At 75.7% G+C, this 16643-nt stretch carries 10 protein-coding genes; 4 read left to right on the plus strand and 6 right to left on the minus strand.

Annotated elements, in window-relative coordinates; genetic code table 11:
• Positions 1 to 50: 50 nt before the first annotated feature.
• From BLQ97_RS21445 to BLQ97_RS21455, 3 genes are read right to left on the minus strand one after another with little or no spacing between them, the layout of a single operon-like run.
• Entirely contained in the window at positions 51 to 2009 is a 1959-nt protein-coding gene (locus tag BLQ97_RS21445; RefSeq protein ID WP_091368827.1) for a 3-oxoacyl-ACP synthase III family protein, read from the minus strand.
• A gap of 25 nt (positions 2010 to 2034) precedes the next feature.
• Positions 2035 to 7539, minus strand: a complete 5505-nt coding sequence (locus tag BLQ97_RS21450; RefSeq protein WP_091368829.1) for an ATP-binding protein — start codon at positions 7537 to 7539, stop codon at positions 2035 to 2037.
• A gap of 43 nt (positions 7540 to 7582) precedes the next feature.
• Positions 7583 to 8398 carry a 3-oxoacyl-ACP reductase family protein gene (locus BLQ97_RS21455; RefSeq protein WP_091368831.1) on the minus strand — a complete coding sequence of 272 codons (816 nt, stop codon included), beginning with the start codon at positions 8396 to 8398 and terminating at the stop codon, positions 7583 to 7585.
• Positions 8399 to 8585: 187 nt separating this feature from the next.
• Between BLQ97_RS21455 and BLQ97_RS21460 the strand changes: the two genes are divergently transcribed.
• Positions 8586 to 8855, plus strand: coding sequence for a YciI-like protein (locus BLQ97_RS21460; RefSeq protein WP_091368833.1), 270 nt, complete (start codon positions 8586 to 8588; stop codon positions 8853 to 8855).
• Between the two features lie 22 nt (positions 8856 to 8877).
• On the opposite strand, the gene BLQ97_RS21465 is transcribed toward BLQ97_RS21460, so the two are convergent.
• Positions 8878 to 9813 carry an AraC-like ligand-binding domain-containing protein gene (locus tag BLQ97_RS21465; RefSeq protein WP_175471866.1) on the minus strand — a complete coding sequence of 312 codons (936 nt, stop codon included), beginning with the start codon at positions 9811 to 9813 and terminating at the stop codon, positions 8878 to 8880.
• 166 nt (positions 9814 to 9979) lie between these two features.
• On the opposite strand from BLQ97_RS21465, the gene BLQ97_RS21470 reads away from it, so the two are divergent.
• Positions 9980 to 12109 carry a molybdopterin-containing oxidoreductase family protein gene (locus tag BLQ97_RS21470; RefSeq protein ID WP_091369136.1) on the plus strand — a complete coding sequence of 710 codons (2130 nt, stop codon included), beginning with the start codon at positions 9980 to 9982 and terminating at the stop codon, positions 12107 to 12109.
• 118 nt (positions 12110 to 12227) lie between these two features.
• Positions 12228 to 13403 carry an MFS transporter gene (locus BLQ97_RS21475; protein ID WP_175471867.1) on the plus strand — a complete coding sequence of 392 codons (1176 nt, stop codon included), beginning with the start codon at positions 12228 to 12230 and terminating at the stop codon, positions 13401 to 13403.
• A gap of 19 nt (positions 13404 to 13422) precedes the next feature.
• Here BLQ97_RS21475 and BLQ97_RS21480 read toward each other — a convergent pair whose 3' ends face one another.
• Positions 13423 to 14697, minus strand: coding sequence for an RNA polymerase sigma factor (locus BLQ97_RS21480; protein ID WP_091368839.1), 1275 nt, complete (start codon positions 14695 to 14697; stop codon positions 13423 to 13425).
• A gap of 1 nt (position 14698) precedes the next feature.
• A complete protein-coding gene (locus BLQ97_RS21485; protein ID WP_091368841.1) occupies positions 14699 to 15040 on the minus strand; it encodes a YciI family protein in 342 nt (113 codons plus the stop codon).
• A gap of 208 nt (positions 15041 to 15248) precedes the next feature.
• Between BLQ97_RS21485 and BLQ97_RS21490 the strand changes: the two genes are divergently transcribed.
• Entirely contained in the window at positions 15249 to 16637 is a 1389-nt protein-coding gene (locus tag BLQ97_RS21490) for a cytochrome P450 (protein ID WP_245692600.1), read from the plus strand.
• The last annotated feature ends 6 nt before the right edge of the window (positions 16638 to 16643 follow it).

A 16643-nucleotide genomic window follows, 5' to 3' on the forward strand; every position in this document is an offset into this window, starting at 1 on the left:
GAGCGGCGGGGGGCAGGGAGGTCCTTCAAGGGGGGCAGGGAGGTCCTCCATCAGCCGAACGCCTCGCGCATGCCCTCCGAGGCCGACCCGGTGTCCCCCGCCGGTGCGGGCAGCTGGCCCTCCTCGTGCTGCGACCGCCCGGCCATGCCCTCGACGGCGACCACCGCCGGGTCGACCCGCAGGACGGCGTACCCGGCGACCGCGCCGGCGCCGAAGCCGGGCGCGAAGACCCGCAGCGGCTCGGTGATCACGCCGTCGCGGACCGCGTCGGAGATGGCCAGCGGGATGCTCGCCGAGGACGTGTTGCCCACCTGCTCGATGTTGAAGTAGAGCTGGTCGGCGGTGAGCCCGGCCTTCTCCGCCAGGCCGATCACCATCGTCTTGTTCGCCTGGTGCGGCACGATCAGGTCGATCGCGTCCATCAGCGACCCGTCCCGGCCGTCGGGGGCCGGCAGCCGCCCGAGCTCGTCGATCATCTGCGACAGGTAGCGGCCGGCCAGCGCCTTCACCTGCGGCCCGAACACGGTGATGTTGTTGTCGAACTCCGGGTTGGGCCACAGGATCGAGTTGACCTCGCTCGCCGGGCCGCTGGCGTAGGTCTTGAGGTAGTCGACGTCGCCGTCGGTGCCCTCGGGCGCGGGACCGATCACCAGGCCGGCCGCGCCGTCCCCGAAGATCATCCGCGAGGTGCGGACGTTGCCGATCTTGTCGGAGAACTTCTCCACGCAGACGACGAGCACCGGGCGCTCGACCTCCTGGAGCAGCCGGACGGCGTCCGCGACGCCGTAGGGCATGCCGGCGCAGGCGGCGATGAGGTCGTAGGCGGCGTAGACCTGGTGCATGCCGAGCTGGCCGCACAGGTAGGTGGCCAGCGACGGGATCAGCCGCGAGCTGGTGCAGGTGCACACCAGCACCCCGCCGATCTCCTCCGGCTGCCGGCCGGCCTTGTCCAGCGCCGCCTCGGCCGCCTGCAGGGCGAGCTCCTCCAGCGGCAGCGAGCTGTACTCGCGCTGCTCGATGCCGGTCTTGGAGCGGATCTCCTCCGCGCTCATCGGCGACCAGTTGTAGGCGGTGTTGCGGATCAGGTCGTCGTTGCCGCACACCTGGTCGCCGTGCACCGCGGCCAGCGCCTCCAGCCGCGGCTGCACCGCGAAGCGTCGGCGCACGTCGAGCTCCGGGTAGGGCCGCACCGGCGGCCGGGACTCCCGCGGCCCGGCGACCTGGCGGGGGACCTCCCCGGCGCGCAGCCGGCGCAGGAAGCCGCGCACCTCCTTGTCCCGCGGGTGGAAGGCGACCACCCAGTCGTCGTCGCGCAGCTGGTCGGCCGAGGCGAGCTCGACCTGCGAGCGCTCCCACGGGTACTGGTTGTGCAGCACCATCGCCCAGCGGTGCAGCGCCTCGAGCTCGGGCACGTCCTCGGAGACGTCGAGGATGTCCGCGTAGTCGTACACCGGGTAGTCGGGGTCGTAGTGCGGCAGCCGGAAGGTCAGCGCGCCGGGCTGCTCGAGGAACTCCGCCACCGTGGGCTTGACGGCCGGCAGCGTCGAGGCGTGGTGCCGCCGGTTGGCGAACACGTCGAAGAGCACCTCGAAGATGCGGTCCTCGCAGGCCCCGTCCCACCGCGACGGCAGCTGCGGGTAGGCCTCCTGCACGCCGGAGACCTTCGCCTCGCCGTCCTCCCAGGGCTCCAGGACGGGCAGGAACACGTCGGGGCGCGTGCGCGGCAGGTCGCCCCAGCGGGTCGGCCGCTTGTCGTACATGGTGATCGAGAAGCGGTTGGCCCAGAACAGGTTGAGCGCCAGGTCGCGCATCAGGTCGTAGCGCGTGGCGTAGGCGCCGGTGCGCACCCGCTCGAGGATCTCCGTGCCGCTGGGGGCCTTGGTCTCGAAGTCGCGCCGGATGACGCTGTCGAGCTGCTCGAGGGTCTCCACGGTGGAGAAGTCGAGCTCGGGCATGACGTTCGAGGGGAACACCATGCGGCCGTGCCGGTTCAGGACGAACGCGTTCACGCCGAGTCCTCTCAGGTCGGGTGGGTCAGGTGGTCGAGGCGCGGGCCATGCCCCGCTCGACGGCGGCGACGAGGCGGGGCCGCAGCTCGGCGGCGGGGACGATGTCGTGCACCGAGCCCACGCGGCGGGCGCGCTCGATGTCGTGGACGGCCTCGAACTCCGCGGCCACCTCGCCGAGCTTCTCCGACCGGACGCCGCTGCGGACGCCGGCCAGCTGCGCGCGCAGGTGGGCCTGCTCGACGGCGTCGGCCGCGCCGATGGCCGCCTCCAGCTCGCGCACCCGCGGGTCGGCGGCGGTGCGCTTGTCCACCTCGCGGGAGAACACCACCGCCGCGGCCGGGGCGCCGCCGATCACCGAGGCGTAGGAGCCCTCGACGGCGAGCACCTGCATGTTGTCGTTGAGCACGGCCGAGAAGACGACGAAGGCGCCGCCGTGGTAGCGGGAGACCACGCAGAACACCACCGGGCCGTCGAAGTTGGTGATCGCCCGGCCGATCTCGGCGCCGTACTCCAGCTGCCACCTGCGCAGCGACTCCGGCGACCCGTCGAAGCCCGACAGGTTGGCCAGCACGACCAGCGGCCGGTTGCCGCTGGCGGCGTTGATCGCCCGCGCCGCCTTCCACGACGAGCGGGGGAACAGCGTGCCCGCCGTCCACTGGTCGGGCCCGTCGGCGGGGTGGCTGCCGCGGCGCACGATCGGCCGCGACTCGATGCCCAGCAGGGTCACCGGGTACCCGCCGAGGTGGGCGTCGAGGACGACGGCGGTGTCGGCGTCGGCCATGCCGGCCCACCGCTCGAGCACCGGGTGGTCGGCGTCGGTGACCGCCCGCATCACCGTGCGGATGTCGAAGGCCTTCTTGCGCTCGGGGTTGGCCTCGGCGGAGAAGACGTCGCCGACGGTGGTGAACTCGCTGTCGGGGTGGCTGTGCGGGAAGGCGCGCACGTCGCGGTCGACCGGGTCGCCCGTGGGCGCGGGCCGGGGCCAGCGCTCCCCCGGCGCCCGGTAGGCGTGCGCGTAGTGCCGGAACAGCACGTCGAGCGCGCCGGTGAGGTCGGGCGCCCAGTACTGCGCCTGCCCGTTGGGGCCCATGACCCGGTCGTAGCCGCCGATGCCGAAGTTGTCCTCCGCCGACACCCCGCCGGAGTAGTCGAGGGAGTGCTTGCCGGTGAGCACCATCGCGCTGTCCGGCGTCATGACCAGAATGCCCTTGGTGTGCATGAGCATCGTGGCCTCGGCGTTCCAGTAGGGCTGGGCGCCGACGTTGATCCCGGTGACCACGACGTTGATCTCGTGCCCGGCCTGGGTGAACTCGATGATGCGGCGCAGCGCCCGGGAGACCCAGTCCATGTTCTCCGTGCCGCTGTCCATGGAGATGCGCGCGCCCGACGACAGCGCGAACCACTCGACCGGGACCCCACGCTCCTCGGCCAGGTCGAGCGCGGCCACGACCCGCGAGCACTCCGGCTCGGACACGGTGCCCAGCTGCTTGGTGGGGTCGCCGAAGAGGGCCACCCGGGTCATGCCCTCCGGGTAGCGCTCCGTCGGCGTGGTCACCAGCCCGACGACGATGCCGGCGCGGTTCTGCCCCGGCGGGCGCTGCACGGGGACCAGCCGGCCCTCGTCGAGGTCGTGCTCGACGAAGGAGCCGTCCGGCCCGGCCAGCAGGGTGGCCAGCTCGTAGGGGTAGGGCGCGCCACGGGCCCGGGAGCTGAGCACCTTGGCGGTGTAGTCGTCCAGCGGCCGCAGCGGCTGCGACGGCCGGTCGGTGACCTGCATCCGGACGCCGGTGCCGGGGCGGTTGGAGAAGCGCACCGCCACCTCGCGCGGCGGACGGCCCTCCTCCTCCTGCAGGCGGGCGAGCAGCACGATCTGGTCCAGGCCCGCGCCCACGGTCAGCGGCGCGGCGGTGCGGGCGAACTCGGCCACCTCGGCCAGCGGCACCTCGATCGAGGGCCAGGCGTAGAGGTGGACGCGGTTGTGCTCCAGCGGCCGCCGGGAGCGCCGCAGCGACTGCGCGCGCCGCAGGCCGTCGAGGCAGGAGGTGAGCTGGCGCTCCACGGTCGGGTAGCCGACGACCTGGCCGCGCTCGTCGCGCACCGGGGTCAGGTCGCGCACCTCGGCCATGGCGATGAACCGCTCGTCGTCCGGGTTGTCCTTCGCCGTGACGTGCAGCAGGTGGGTGTCCTCGGGCGAGGGCACCCGCTCCCCGTCGAACTCCTTGAGCCGCCACAGGTCCAGCCGCTGGGCGGTGAGCGGGTGCAGCCCGCGGATGATGCGCTCCTCGGCCAGCCGGCCGGCGTCGTCGGGGCGGTAGGTGAGCGTCTCGACGCCGCCGTCGGGGGTGCAGACGGTGACGGTCACCCGGCGGCCGGCGCGCAGCGCGGGGACCTCGTCGAGCACGCCGCGCAGCCGGTCGGAGAGCTCGTCGTCGCCGGCGGGCCGGTCGGGCCAGTCCAGGTAGAGGTCGACGACCGCCTGGGTGGGGTCGGCCTCGCGGCCGGACAGGCCGGCCAGCGCGCCGGACACCGCCTCGAGCGCCCGCGGCAGCCGCGCGGCGGAGGTCATCAGCGCCAGCAGGTGCAGCCGCCGGCCGGCCAGGTCGTAGTCGGCGGTGACGCAGGTGTCGCCGTCGAGCAGCGTCGCGCGCACGTCCTCGAGGCTGCGGCTGCGGTAGTAGCGGCGGGTGAGCACCTCCAGCACCGGGTCGGGGACGGCGGTCGGGCGGCCGAGGCGCTGCGCCAGCAGCCGCATCAGCGGCTCGGGGCTGGCGACCAGCGCCTCCATCCGCCGGATGCTCTCGGCGGTGTCACCGCGCGCGCCGGCCTCGTCGAGCTCGTCGAGCAGCCGGGCGGCCCGGTCGAGCACCTCCTGCCGGGCGGCCCGCACCACCGGCTCCTCGAAGTGCCGGTAGCGGACGGCGCGGGCCAGGTCGCCGAGCGAGGGGTGGCGCAGCTGGGTGGCCACGACCAGCCGGTCGAGCACCTCCCCCACCTCGCCGCGGGCGGGCCCGTCGGGCAGCCGGTCGGTGGTCAGCCAGCGGTCGAGCAGGGCGGAGACGGCGGGCAGCTGCTCGCCGACGCGCTGCTGGGCGAGGAAGAGCCGGTGCACGGCCTCCTCCAGCGCCGGCGTGGGCTCGAGGTCCTCGACCCCGTAGTGCGCCAGCGCGCGCCGCAGCCGGGCGCGGAAGGCCTCCGGCAGCGCCTCCCGGTCGGCGTCCAGGGAGTGCAGGTAGGCGTGGAAGTACTCCCGCGGGCTGTGGACCTGGGTGTCGGCCTCCTCCTCCGCGCTGGCCGGCCGGTTGCGGGAGAGCTCGGAGACGTCGGCGAAGGTGACCAGCACGTCGAGCTCGGCGGCCAGCAGCCGCACGTCGTCGGCGGGCAGCTCCTCGCGGGCGGCGGCGTACTCGGCGACCAGCCGCCGGGCGTGTCCACTGCTGACGTCGTAGCCGGTGACCAGCGCGCGCAGTGCCGCCAGCCGGGCCAGCGCCCGCGCGCGGGGGTCGCCGTCGGGCGCCGTGGCGTCCCCGGGCAGCGCGACCCGCTCGCCGGCGGCCTCCTCGGCCTCGCCGCCGATGCGGTCGAGGGCCAGCAGCGGGGCGCCGGCGTCGACCTGGCTGTTGACCGCGGCGCGCACCTCGCGGACCCGGCCGGCGAACGGCGCGCGCACCGCCGTCTCCATCTTCATCGACTCGACGACGGCGACCGGCTGGCCGGCCTCGACCTCGTCGCCGGGTGCGACCCGGAGGGCGACCACCACGGCCGGCGCGGGCGCGCGGACCAGCCCGCCGACGTCGCGGCCGACGCGGTGGGTCTCGCCGTCGACCTCCACGAGGGTGGACCCGGGCGCCTCGACGGCGACCACCGCGTGCCGCCGGCCGCCCACGGCCAGTCGGGTCTCCAGCGGCCCGAGCCGGTCGACCTCGACGTCGACCTCCCGCCCGTCGAGGGCCACCCGGTGCCGGTCGCGGTCGACCGTGGCCACGGTGAGCCGGTACACCTGCCCGCGCAGGCCCAGCTCGATGGTGCGGCCGACCTCGTGCGGCGCCCGCGGCCGGCCGCCGCGGGCCGAGACCAGGAACGCCTGCCGCTCACGGGCCTCCTCGGCCTCGGCGAGGTCGACGGCCACCTGCACCAGCGCCACCCACGCGGTGTCCGACAGGCGGGGGGCACCGGTGCCGGTGCGGTCGAGCCACCCGGTGTCGGCGGTGCCGGCGACCACCTCGGGGCGGTCGAGCAGGTCGAGCAGGAAGGACTTGGTGGTGGTGCCGCCGCGCAGGACGACGGTGGTCTCGCGCAGCGCGCAGCGCAGCCGGGCCAGCGCCTCGGGGCGGTCGCGGCCCCACGCGATCACCTTGGCGATCATCGAGTCGTACTGCGGCGGGACGGCGTCGCCGACGCTCAGGCCGGTGTCCACCCGGACGCCGGGGCCGGTGGGCATCCGCAGCAGCTCCACCCGGCCGGGGGCCGGCGCGAAGCCCTGCTCGGCGTCCTCGGCGGTCAGCCGGGCCTCGACGGCGTGCCCGGTGGCCGGCGGCGGGTCGCCCTCGAGCCGGCCGCCGGCAGCGACGTGCAGCTGCAGCTTGACCAGGTCCAGGCCGGTGGTGGCCTCGGTGACCGGGTGCTCCACCTGCAGCCGGGTGTTGACCTCGAGGAAGGTGGTGAGCTGCTCCTCGGGCTGGTAGAGGAACTCGACGGTGCCCGCGCCGACGTAGCCGGCGGCCCGCACCAGCGCGATCGCCGACTCCCGCAGCGCCGCGTCCTGCTCGGGCGTGAGCGCCGGCGAGCTGGACTCCTCGAGGACCTTCTGGTTGCGCCGCTGCACCGAGCAGTCGCGCACGCCGGGCGCCCAGACGGTGCCGTGGCGGTCGGCGATGACCTGCACCTCGACGTGCCGGCCGCCCTCGACCAGCCGCTCCAGGAACACCGCCGGGTCGCCGAAGGTGCGCTGCGCCTCGGCCTGCGTGCGGGCGAGCGCCTCCTCGAGCTCGGCGGGGTCGCGGACGACGCGGATCCCGCGCCCCCCGCCGCCGCTGCGGGACTTGACGATGAGCGGGTAGCCGATGGCCTCGGCGTGCCGGCGCCCGTCGTCGGGGCCCTCGACCGGGCCGTGGCTCCACGGCGCCACCGGGACGCCGACCTTCTCGGCCAGCACCTTGGCCTCGATCTTGGCGCCGAGCAGCCGCATGGCCTCCGGCGAGGGACCGACGAAGGTGATGCCCAGCTCGGCGCAGAGCTCGGCGAAGGCGGGGTCCTCGGCGACGAAGCCCCAGCCGACCCACACCGCGTCGGCGCCGCTGGCCTGCAGCGCCCGGCGCAGCTCGGCGTGGTCGAGGTAGGGGTTGACCCCGCCGGTGTCGGCGAGCTGCACCGCCTCGTCGGCGGCGCGCACGAAGGTCGCGCGCCGCTCGGCCTCGGTGTGCAGCGCGACGACGCGGGTGCGCGTCCCGTGCTCGGCGTCGAGCTCGCGCACCGCGCGGATCAACCGCAGCGCGGGCTCCCCACGGTTGACGACGGCGATGCGGTCGAACACCCGGTCCCCTCCCTCGGTGGTGTCTCGGTCGTCGGGTGTGCGGCTACATGTCCAGCCCGCCGTTGACCCCCCAGACCTGCCCGGTGATGTAGCCCGAGGCGTCGGCGGCGAGGAAGTGCACGACCCGCGCGACCTCCTCCGGCTCGCCCAGCCGGCCCAGCGGGATCTTGGCCTTGAGCCCGTCGAGGACCTTCTCCGGCACCGTCCCGAGCATCTCGGTGGCGGTGTAGCCCGGGGTGACGGCGTTGACGGTGATGCCGAGGCCGTCGGTCTTGCCGGAGCGCTGCACCTGCATCGCGGCCTCGCGGGCCAGCGTCTTGGTCAGCCCCAGCAGGCCGGCCTTGGCCGAGGCGTAGTTGGCCTGGCCGATGCCGCCGGTCTCGCCGATGACCGAGGAGATCATCACGATCCGCCCGCTGCCCCGCTCGAGCATGTGCTTGAGCGCGGCCTGCGACAGGTAGAAGGCCCCGGAGAGGTTGACGTCGACGACGCGGCGCCAGTCGTCGTCGGTCATCTTCAGCACGGTGCGGTCGGCGGTGATGCCGGCGTTGTTGACCAGGACGTCGAGCCGGCCGTGCTTCTCGATGACCTCGTCGATGGTGCGCCGGCAGTCATCGGCGTTGCCGATGTCGCCCTTGTGCACGGAGAAGCCCTGGTCGGGGAAGTCGTCGCAGAACTGCTTGCGGAAGCGCTCGGCGGCCTCGTCGTTGCCGCTGTAGCCGGCCGCGACGTCGGCGCCCTGGGCGGCCATGCTGCGGCAGATGGCCGCGCCGATCCCTCGGGTGCCGCCGGTCACGAAGGCCACCCGGCCGGAGAGCTTGTCCCCGGTCCTGCTGGTCCGTTCCTGGGTCGCTGTCACCGGCTCCTCCTGGGGCTGGGGCGCGGACGCCTCGTTCCTGGCCGGAGCCGGGGTCGCAGCAGGCCTCGGTGCTCCGGCATCGGGGTGTCCCGAGCATCGTGGTGACCCGCCAGTAGGACAAGACGAGGGCCGCTCGGGTTCCGTGAGCCGGGTCGCACCCCGGCCCGGGGCAGGGCACGGTGACGGGGTGCACCTGCTGCTGGAGTACGCCCTCGCCCCCGACTACCTGCAGCGCCGGTCGGCGCTGCGCGAGGACCACCTGGCGCTCGCGCGCGCGGCGCACGAGCGCGGCGAGCTGCTGCTGGCCGGCGCGCTGCCCGACCCGCACGACCGCGCGCTGCTGGTCTGGACCGCCGAGCGCGAGGTCGTCGAGCGGTTCGCCGAGCAGGACCCCTACGTCGTCCACGGGCTGGTGACCGGCTGGAGCATCCGCCGGTGGGACGTCGTCGTCGGCTGACGATCCCGACCGCCGGCGCCGGTCAGCCCGGCCGGTGCTGCCGCCGGTAGTCGCTGGGGCTGGTGCCGTAGGCCTGGCGGAACGCCCGGCTGAGGCTGGCGGCGTCGGGGAAGCCCCAGCGGCGGGCGATGTCGAACACCGGCGCGGTGCCGCGCGGGTCGGCGAGCTCCCGGCGGCAGCGGTCGAGCCGCTCGGCGCGGATGTGGCGGGCGACCGTGGTGCCCGCCCCGGCGAACAGCCGGTGCAGGTGGCGCGTGGACAGGTAGTGCGCGCGGGCGACCGCGGCCGGGTCGAGGCCGGGGTCGGCGAGGTGCTCGGCGACCCAGCCGTGGATGCGGCACAGCAGCTCGCCGGCCGGGCCGGCGGCCGGCTCCGGCGCGGCCTGCTCGGCGGCGACGGTGGTGACCAGCTCGGCCACCTCACCGGCCAGCCGCACCGCACCGGCCGGCGACAGGTCCGGAGGGCCGGTCACCAGCTCCCGCAGCACCCGCCCGACGATCGCGCCGAGCCCGCTGCCGCCGTCGATGGCCCGGGCGGTCAGCCGCTGCGACCCGGCGGCGTCGACGGCGACGGTGCTGCGGGGCCACGTGAGCACCAGCAGCCCGACGTCGCCGCCCATGTGCCAGGAGAAGGGCCGCTCGGTCTCGTAGAGCGCGTAGTCCCCCGCCCGGAGCACCGCCTCCCGCCCGTCCTGGCGGAGCACCGCCGCGCCGCGGCTGACCAGCCCGACCTGCAGGTAGGCCTCGCCGTCGGCGCGGGCCAGTCCCGGGGTGCGCCGGTACTCGGCGCCGGTGGTGGCGACCGTGGCGACCGACAGGTGGCCGACCGGGGCGCTGCGCACGGACCCGGCGAACGGGGCGTCGCGGTCGGTGGCGTCGATGTCGAGCGCGACGAAGTGCTCGCGGATGAGGTCGCGCCACCGGTCCAGCCGGTGGGTGGACCCGGTCGTGACGACCACGGCCACCTCGCAGGTGGGATCCGGCGGTCGGGGACCGCACGACCACAGGGACGCACGAGTGTGGTCGATCCTGGCGCCCAGCGACAAGTCGCAGGGCGCCGTCGGCCACGCCGGGCCCCGCCGGGCGGCCGACACTGCCCGCACCACCGCCCCGCCGGGAGCCGCGATGACCACCACCGAGGACCGGCCCGCCACCACCACGGTGCGCGGCGCCTGCCCGCACGACTGCCCCGACACCTGCGCGATGCTCGTGACCGTCGAGGACGGCCGCGCCACCGCCGTCCGCGGCGACCCGGAGCACCCGTTCACCCGCGGGGCGCTGTGCGTCAAGGTCAACGACTACGTCGACCGCGTCTACAGCCCGAAGCGCGTGCTGCACCCCCTGCGGCGCACCGGGCCCAAGGGCAGCGGCGAGTTCACCCGCGTCTCCTGGGACGAGGCGCTCGACGAGATCGCCGGCCGGTTCCGGGAGTCGATCGAGCGGCACGGCGCCGAGACCGTGATGCCGGTGAGCTACCTCGGCACCGAGGGCGTCCTCAACGGGCTCAACGTGGGCGATCCGTTCTTCAACCGGCTCGGCGCCACCGTCACCGAGCGCACCTACTGCGACTCGGGGGCCTGCACCGCCTACACGATGACCATCGGCGCCACCGCCGGCGTCGACCCCGAGAGCCTCGTGCACTCCCGCTACATCGTCGTCTGGGCCTGCAACGTGGTCTCGACCAACCTGCACCTGTGGCCGGTGATCGCCGAGGCGCAGCGGCGGGGCGCGAAGGTCGTCGTCATCGACCCCGTCCGGCACCAGACGGCGGCCCGGGCCGACTGGCACATCCCGATCCGGCCCGGAAGCGACGGCGCCCTCGCCCTGGCGCTCGCGCACGTGATCATCGGCGAGGGGCTCACCGACGAGGCGTACGTCCGCGACCACACCGTCGGCTTCGAGGAGTTCGCCGAGCGGGTGCGGCAGTACACGCCGGAGTGGGCCGAGGGCGAGACCGGCATCCCGGCCGAGGACATCCGCACGCTCGCCCGCGAGTACGCGACGAGCCAGCCGTCGATGATCCGGATCGGGGTGGCCGTCGAGCGGCACGCCGGCGGCGGCCAGACGGTGCGCACGATCGCCTGCCTGCCCGCGCTGGTCGGGGCCTGGCGGCGGGTGGGCGGCGGGCTGCTGCAGCTGCCGCTGTGGGCCTTCCCGGTGAACTGGGGGGCGCTCATGCACCCCGAGCTGATCACCCCGGGCACCCGGGTGGTCAACCAGTACCTGCTCGGGCAGGCGCTGACCGGCGAGCTCGGCCTGGACCCGCCGGTCACCGCGCTGGTGGTCTACAACTCCAACCCGCTGGTCGTCTGCCCCGAGCAGGACAAGGTGGCCGCCGGGCTGGCCCGCGAGGACCTGTTCACCGTGGTCAGCGACCAGTTCCTCACCGACACCGCCCGGTACGCCGACCTCGTGCTGCCCGCGACCACCCAGCTCGAGCAGCTCGACGTGATGTTCAGCTGGGGGCACCTCTACGTCTCGCTCAACACCCCCGCGGTCGCCCCGCTGGGCGAGGCGGTGCCCAACACCGAGCTGTTCCGGCGGCTGGCCGCCCGGATGGGGTTCACCGAGCCCTGCTTCTCGCGCACCGACGAGGAGATGGTGGCCGAGGCCTTCGACTGGTCGGCGCCGCAGATGGCGGGCATCACCGTGGAGTCGCTGCGCCGCACCGGGTGGGCCCGGCTGAACCTGCCCTCGCGCGACGAGTACGCGCCGCACGCCGAGGGGGGCTTCCCGACGCCGTCGGGGAAGACGGAGCTCCGCTCGTCGCTCGCCGAGCAGGCCGGCAACTTCGTCGTCCCGCTGTTCCGGCAGGGCTCCACCGAGCACCAGCCCGGCGGGACGGTCGACCCGCTGCCGCACCACGTCGCCTCGCGGGAGCCGGCCGACCAGCGCCACCCGCTGTACCTGATCTCGCCGAAGTCGCACGCCTACCTCAACTCCAGCGCCGGGGACATGCCGGCGCAGCAGCGGGTGCAGGGCGAGCAGACCGTGCTGCTGCACCCCCGGGACGCCGCCGAGCGCGGGCTCGCCGACGGCCAGGACGTGCGCGTCTGCAACGACCGCGGCTCCTTCGTGGCCCGCCTCCGGGTCACCGACGCGGTCGTCTCCGGCGTCGCGGTGTGCCCGATGGGCACCTGGCGGCGCAACAGCCGCGCGCAGGCCACGGTCAACGCCGTCACCCCGCCCGGGTTCGCCGACCTGGGCAACGCACCGACCTTCTCCGACACGCGGGTGCAGGTCGAACCCGCCTGAGGACCCGCCGCCTCCCCGGGTGCCCCCCCCTCACCCCGGGGAGGCGGCGTGCACGGGCCGGGCGCCTCCCCCGGCGAGGCGGTCACCGGCGGGCGCGGTGTCCGCTACCGTCCGCGCGGTGACGGAGGCCCCGGTCGACCCGCGCCGCACCCGGCGCCGCCTGGACGCGCTGACCCTCGGCCTGTTCACCGTCGCGCTGGGCACCAACATCCCGACGCCGCTGCTGCTGGTCTACCGGCGGACGCTGGGCCTGTCCGACGCCGACCTGACCGCCGTCTTCGGCTGCTACGCCGTCGGCCTGGTCGCCGCGCTCACCGTGTCGGGCGCGGCCTCGGACCGGTTCGGCCGGCGGGCGCTGGTGCTGCCCTTCGCGGTGCTCGCCGGGCTGGTGTCGCTGCTCTTCGTCCCGGCCGTCACCCACCTGCCGCTGCTCTACGCCGGGCGGCTGCTGCAGGGCGTGGTGTCCGGGGTGGTGTTCTCGGTGGCCAACGCCTGGCTGCAGGACCTGGCCGGGCCCGGGGGGCAGCAGTCGGCGGCCACCCGCGGCGCGGTGTCGACGTCGCTGGGCTTCGCCGTGGCGCCCGCGATGAGCGGGGTGCTCGCGCAGTACGGCCCCGCCCCGACGACGCTGCCCTACCTGGTGCACGTCGCCGTCCTGGTCGTCGGGCTCGGCGCGCTGCTCACCGTCCCCGAGACCGTGACCGTCCGGCACCCCGGCCGGCTGATGACCCTCGGCCTGCCGCCGGAGGCCCGCCGCCCGTTCTGGGCGGTGCTCGCGCCCACCGCCGTCGGCGTGTTCGCCTTCCCCACGGTGGCCGCGACCCTGCTGCCGCTGCTGGTGGTGCCCGGCGGGGTCGGCGTCGCCTACGCCGGCGTCATCGCCGGGCTGGCGCTGGCGGCGAGCGCGGCCGCCGCGCGGGTCGGGCGGCGGGCCGAGCGGGGCGCCGCGCCGCTCGGGATGCTCGTGTGCGCGGCCGGCACCGCGCTCGGCGTGCTGGCGATCGTCGCCCGCGCGCAGCCCCTGCTGGTGCCCGCCTCGCTGCTGATGGGCGCCGGCGCCGGGCTGTGCCTGACCGCCGGGCTCACGCTCACCGCGCGGCTGGCCCCGCCGCACACCCGCGGCGCGATGAACAGCGCCTTCTACGCCTTCGCCTACGCCGGGTTCGGCACCCCGCTGCTGCTGGCCTGGCTGGGCGGGCGGCTGGGCACCGTGCCGGTGGTGTCGGTCTTCGCCGCCGTGCCGCTGGGGATCGCCGCCTGGCTGTGGCGCGAGCTGCGCACCCGGCGCGGCTGACGGCGCGGTCGGCGGCCGCTCAGCCGGGACCGCCGTCGAGCGCGCGCAGCCGGCCGGCCAGGAACTCCCGCTCCACCGCGTTCGGCGTGAGCAGCAGCGCCTCGGTGTAGGCCTCCCGGGCCTCGGCGTCGCGGCCCAGCCGGCGCAGCAGGTCGGCCCGCGCCGCGGGCAGGTAGCCGTAGCCGGCCAGCTGCGGCTCGGCGGCCAGCGCGTCGAGCGCGGCGAGCCCGGCCGCGGGGCCGGAGGCGAACCCGACGGCGACCGCCCGGTTGAGCGCGACCACCGGGGAGGGCCACACCGAGGCCAGCACGCCGTAGAGCGCCACGATCTCGGCCCAGTCGGTGTCGGTCCACGCCGGCGCCTCGGCGTGCACGGCGGCGATGGCGGCCTGCAGCGCGTACCGCGACGGCGGCCGCGACCGCAGCGCCTCGCGCACCAGCGCCACGCCCTCGGCGATCGCCGGCCGGTCCCACCGCGAGCGGTCCTGCTCCTCCAGCAGCAGCAGCCGGCCGTCCTCGCCGGTGCGGGTCTCGCGGCGGGCGTCGGTGAGCAGCAGCAGCGCCAGCAGGCCGGCCACCGCCGGGTCCCGCGGCAGCAGCCCGCGCAGCATCCGGCACAGCTGCACCGCGCGCTCGACGAGGTCGCGCCGCACCAGCTCCTCCCCCGCGGGCGCGGCATGCCCCGTGGTGAACAGCAGGTGCACCACCGTCAGGACGGCGTCGACGCGGGCGGGCAGCTCCTCCGGCGGCGGCACCCGGTAGGGGATGCGGGCGACGGCGATCTTCTTCTTCGCGCGGGTGAGGCGGGCGGCCATCGTCGGCTCGCCCACCAGGAAGGCCCGCGCCACCTCGGCGGTGGTCAGCCCGCACACCAGGCGCAGGGTGAGCGCCACTTGCGCCGGGCGGTCCAGCGCGGGGTGGCAGCAGGTCACCACCAGCCGCAGCCGGTCGTCGGGGTAGCCGTGCGCCCCGTCGTCCCGCGGGTCGGGGGCCGTCTCCTCCTCGACCAGCAGCGGCAGGGCGCGGCGCTCGACGCCGGAGTGGCGCAGCACGTTCAGCGCCCGCCGCCGGGCCGCGGTGGTCAGCCAGGCGCCGGGTCGGGCCGGGACGCCGGTGCGGCGCCAGTCGGTCAGCGCGGTGGCGAAGGCCTCCTGCACGCACTCCTCGGCGAGGTCGATGTCGCGGGTGACGCGCACCGTCGCGGCGAGCACGAAGGCCCACTCGCGGCGGTGCGCGTCGGCGACCGCGGCCGCGACGGCACCGGCACCCGCAGCGGCGTCGGCAGCGGGAGGCACGTCAGTCGAAGGTCATCACCGGACGGACCTCGACGCCGCCGAAGCGCGCCGGCACCGTCCGGGCCACGGCCAGCGCGGTGTCGAGGTCGGGTGCCTCGAGCAGGTAGTAGCCGCCCAGGGCCTCCTTGGTCTCGGCGAACGGGCCGTCGGTGACCTCCGTCCCCCGCACGCTGGTCGCCGTCGCCGTCGGCTCCAGCGCATCCCCGCCCAGCAGCTTCGCGCCGTGCTGCTCCACGCCCGCCGCGAACCGGTCGTGCTCGGCCGTGATCTCGCCGAACACCTCCGGCGTGGCGGTCGCGTACCGCGCCTCGTCCTCGTAGATCAGGATCAGGTACCGCGCCATCTCGTCCTCCCGGACTCCGGGGCCCGCCTGCCGGGCCCTCACCTCTCCGACACCCGGCCGGCTCCCGGATCGACAGCTCCGCGCCGACGGGTCCGGATCGGGTGCAGCCTGCACCGCGCAGGCCGGTCGATCGGTGCAGGACGACCTGACGGCGGTGCGCGGGACACCAGAGGATGGACGACGGACGGCGCGGGCGGGAGGCGGCACGGTGCGGGACTCGACGGTGCAGGAGTCGACGGTGCGGGACTCGGCGGTGCGGGACTCGACGGTGCGCAGTGCGGTGCGGTGGGCGGCGACCCACGGGGCGATGCGGCTGGCCATCCGGGCCCGGGCCCGCGCGGGCAACCCCGACGCCGAGGTGCTGCGCGACCCGGCCGTGCGCGAGGACCCCTTCCCCCACTACGAGCGGCTGCGGAAGGCGGCGCCGTTCGCCGCGGGGGCGTTCGCGAAGGCCAGCGTCCACCACGCCGTGGTCACCGAGGTGCTGCGCAGCGACGCGTTCGGGCAGATCGCCGGCGGCCGCACCGACGGGCTGCCCCCGGTGCTCGCGGCAGCGCTGCGGCTGGCCGGCCCGCGGCCCAGCGTCGGCCCGGTCGACCCGCCGTCGATGCTCGCCGTCGACCCGCCCGAGCACACCCGCTACCGGCGGCTGGTGAGCCGGGCGTTCAGCGCCCGCGCCGTCGCCCGGCTGCGCGAGCGCACCCGCGAGGTCGCCGAGGAGCTGCTCGACGACCTCGAGCGCGAGGCGGCCGCCCGCGGCGGGCAGATCGACCTGGTCGCCCGCTACGCCAGCCTGCTGCCGGTCACGGTGATCTCCGAGGTGCTCGGCGTGCCGGTGGCGATGCGGGAGCAGTTCCTCGCCTGGGGCGACGCGGCCACCCCGAGCCTGGACATGGGCCTGGGCTGGCGCGCGCACCGCGAGGTCGAGCGCAACCTCGGGGAGCTCGACGCGTGGTTCCGCGGCCACCTGCGCCGGCTGCGCCGGGAGCCCGGCGACGACCTGCTCTCCGGCCTGGTCACCGCGGTCGACGAGGACGGCGGCGCGCTGGGCGAGCAGGAGCTGCTCGCCACCGCCGCGCTGGTGTTCGGCGCGGGCTTCGAGACGACGGTCAACCTCATCGGCAACGGCGCCGCGCAGCTGTTCGCCGCCCCCGGGCAGCGCCGCCTGCTCGCCGAGGACCCGTCGCTGTGGCCCAACGCCGTCGACGAGGTGCTGCGGGTGGACTCCCCGGTGCAGCGGACCGGGCGGCGGGCGCGGCGCGACACGACGGTGGCCGGCACGCGCGTCCGCGAGGGCGAGCTGGTGCTGCTCGTGCTGGCCGCCGCGAACCGCGACCCGCTGGTGTTCGACGACCCGCACGCCTTCGACGTCACCCGCGCCAACGCCCGCGAGCACGTGGCCTTCTCCAGCGGCATCCACTACTGCCTGGGCGCGGCGCTGGCGCGGATGGAGGGCGAGGTGGCGCTGCGCGCGCTGTTCGAGCGGTTCCCCGGCCTGGCCCCGGCCGGCCGCGGGCGCCACCGCCGCACGATCATCCTGCGCGGCTACGAGTCGCTGCCCGTCGTCCTCAGCCCCCGGGCGGCCGTCGTCGGCTGAGCCGCG

The sequence above is a fragment of the Geodermatophilus telluris genome, from assembly GCF_900102745.1.
Lineage (GTDB): Bacteria > Actinomycetota > Actinomycetes > Mycobacteriales > Geodermatophilaceae > Geodermatophilus > Geodermatophilus telluris.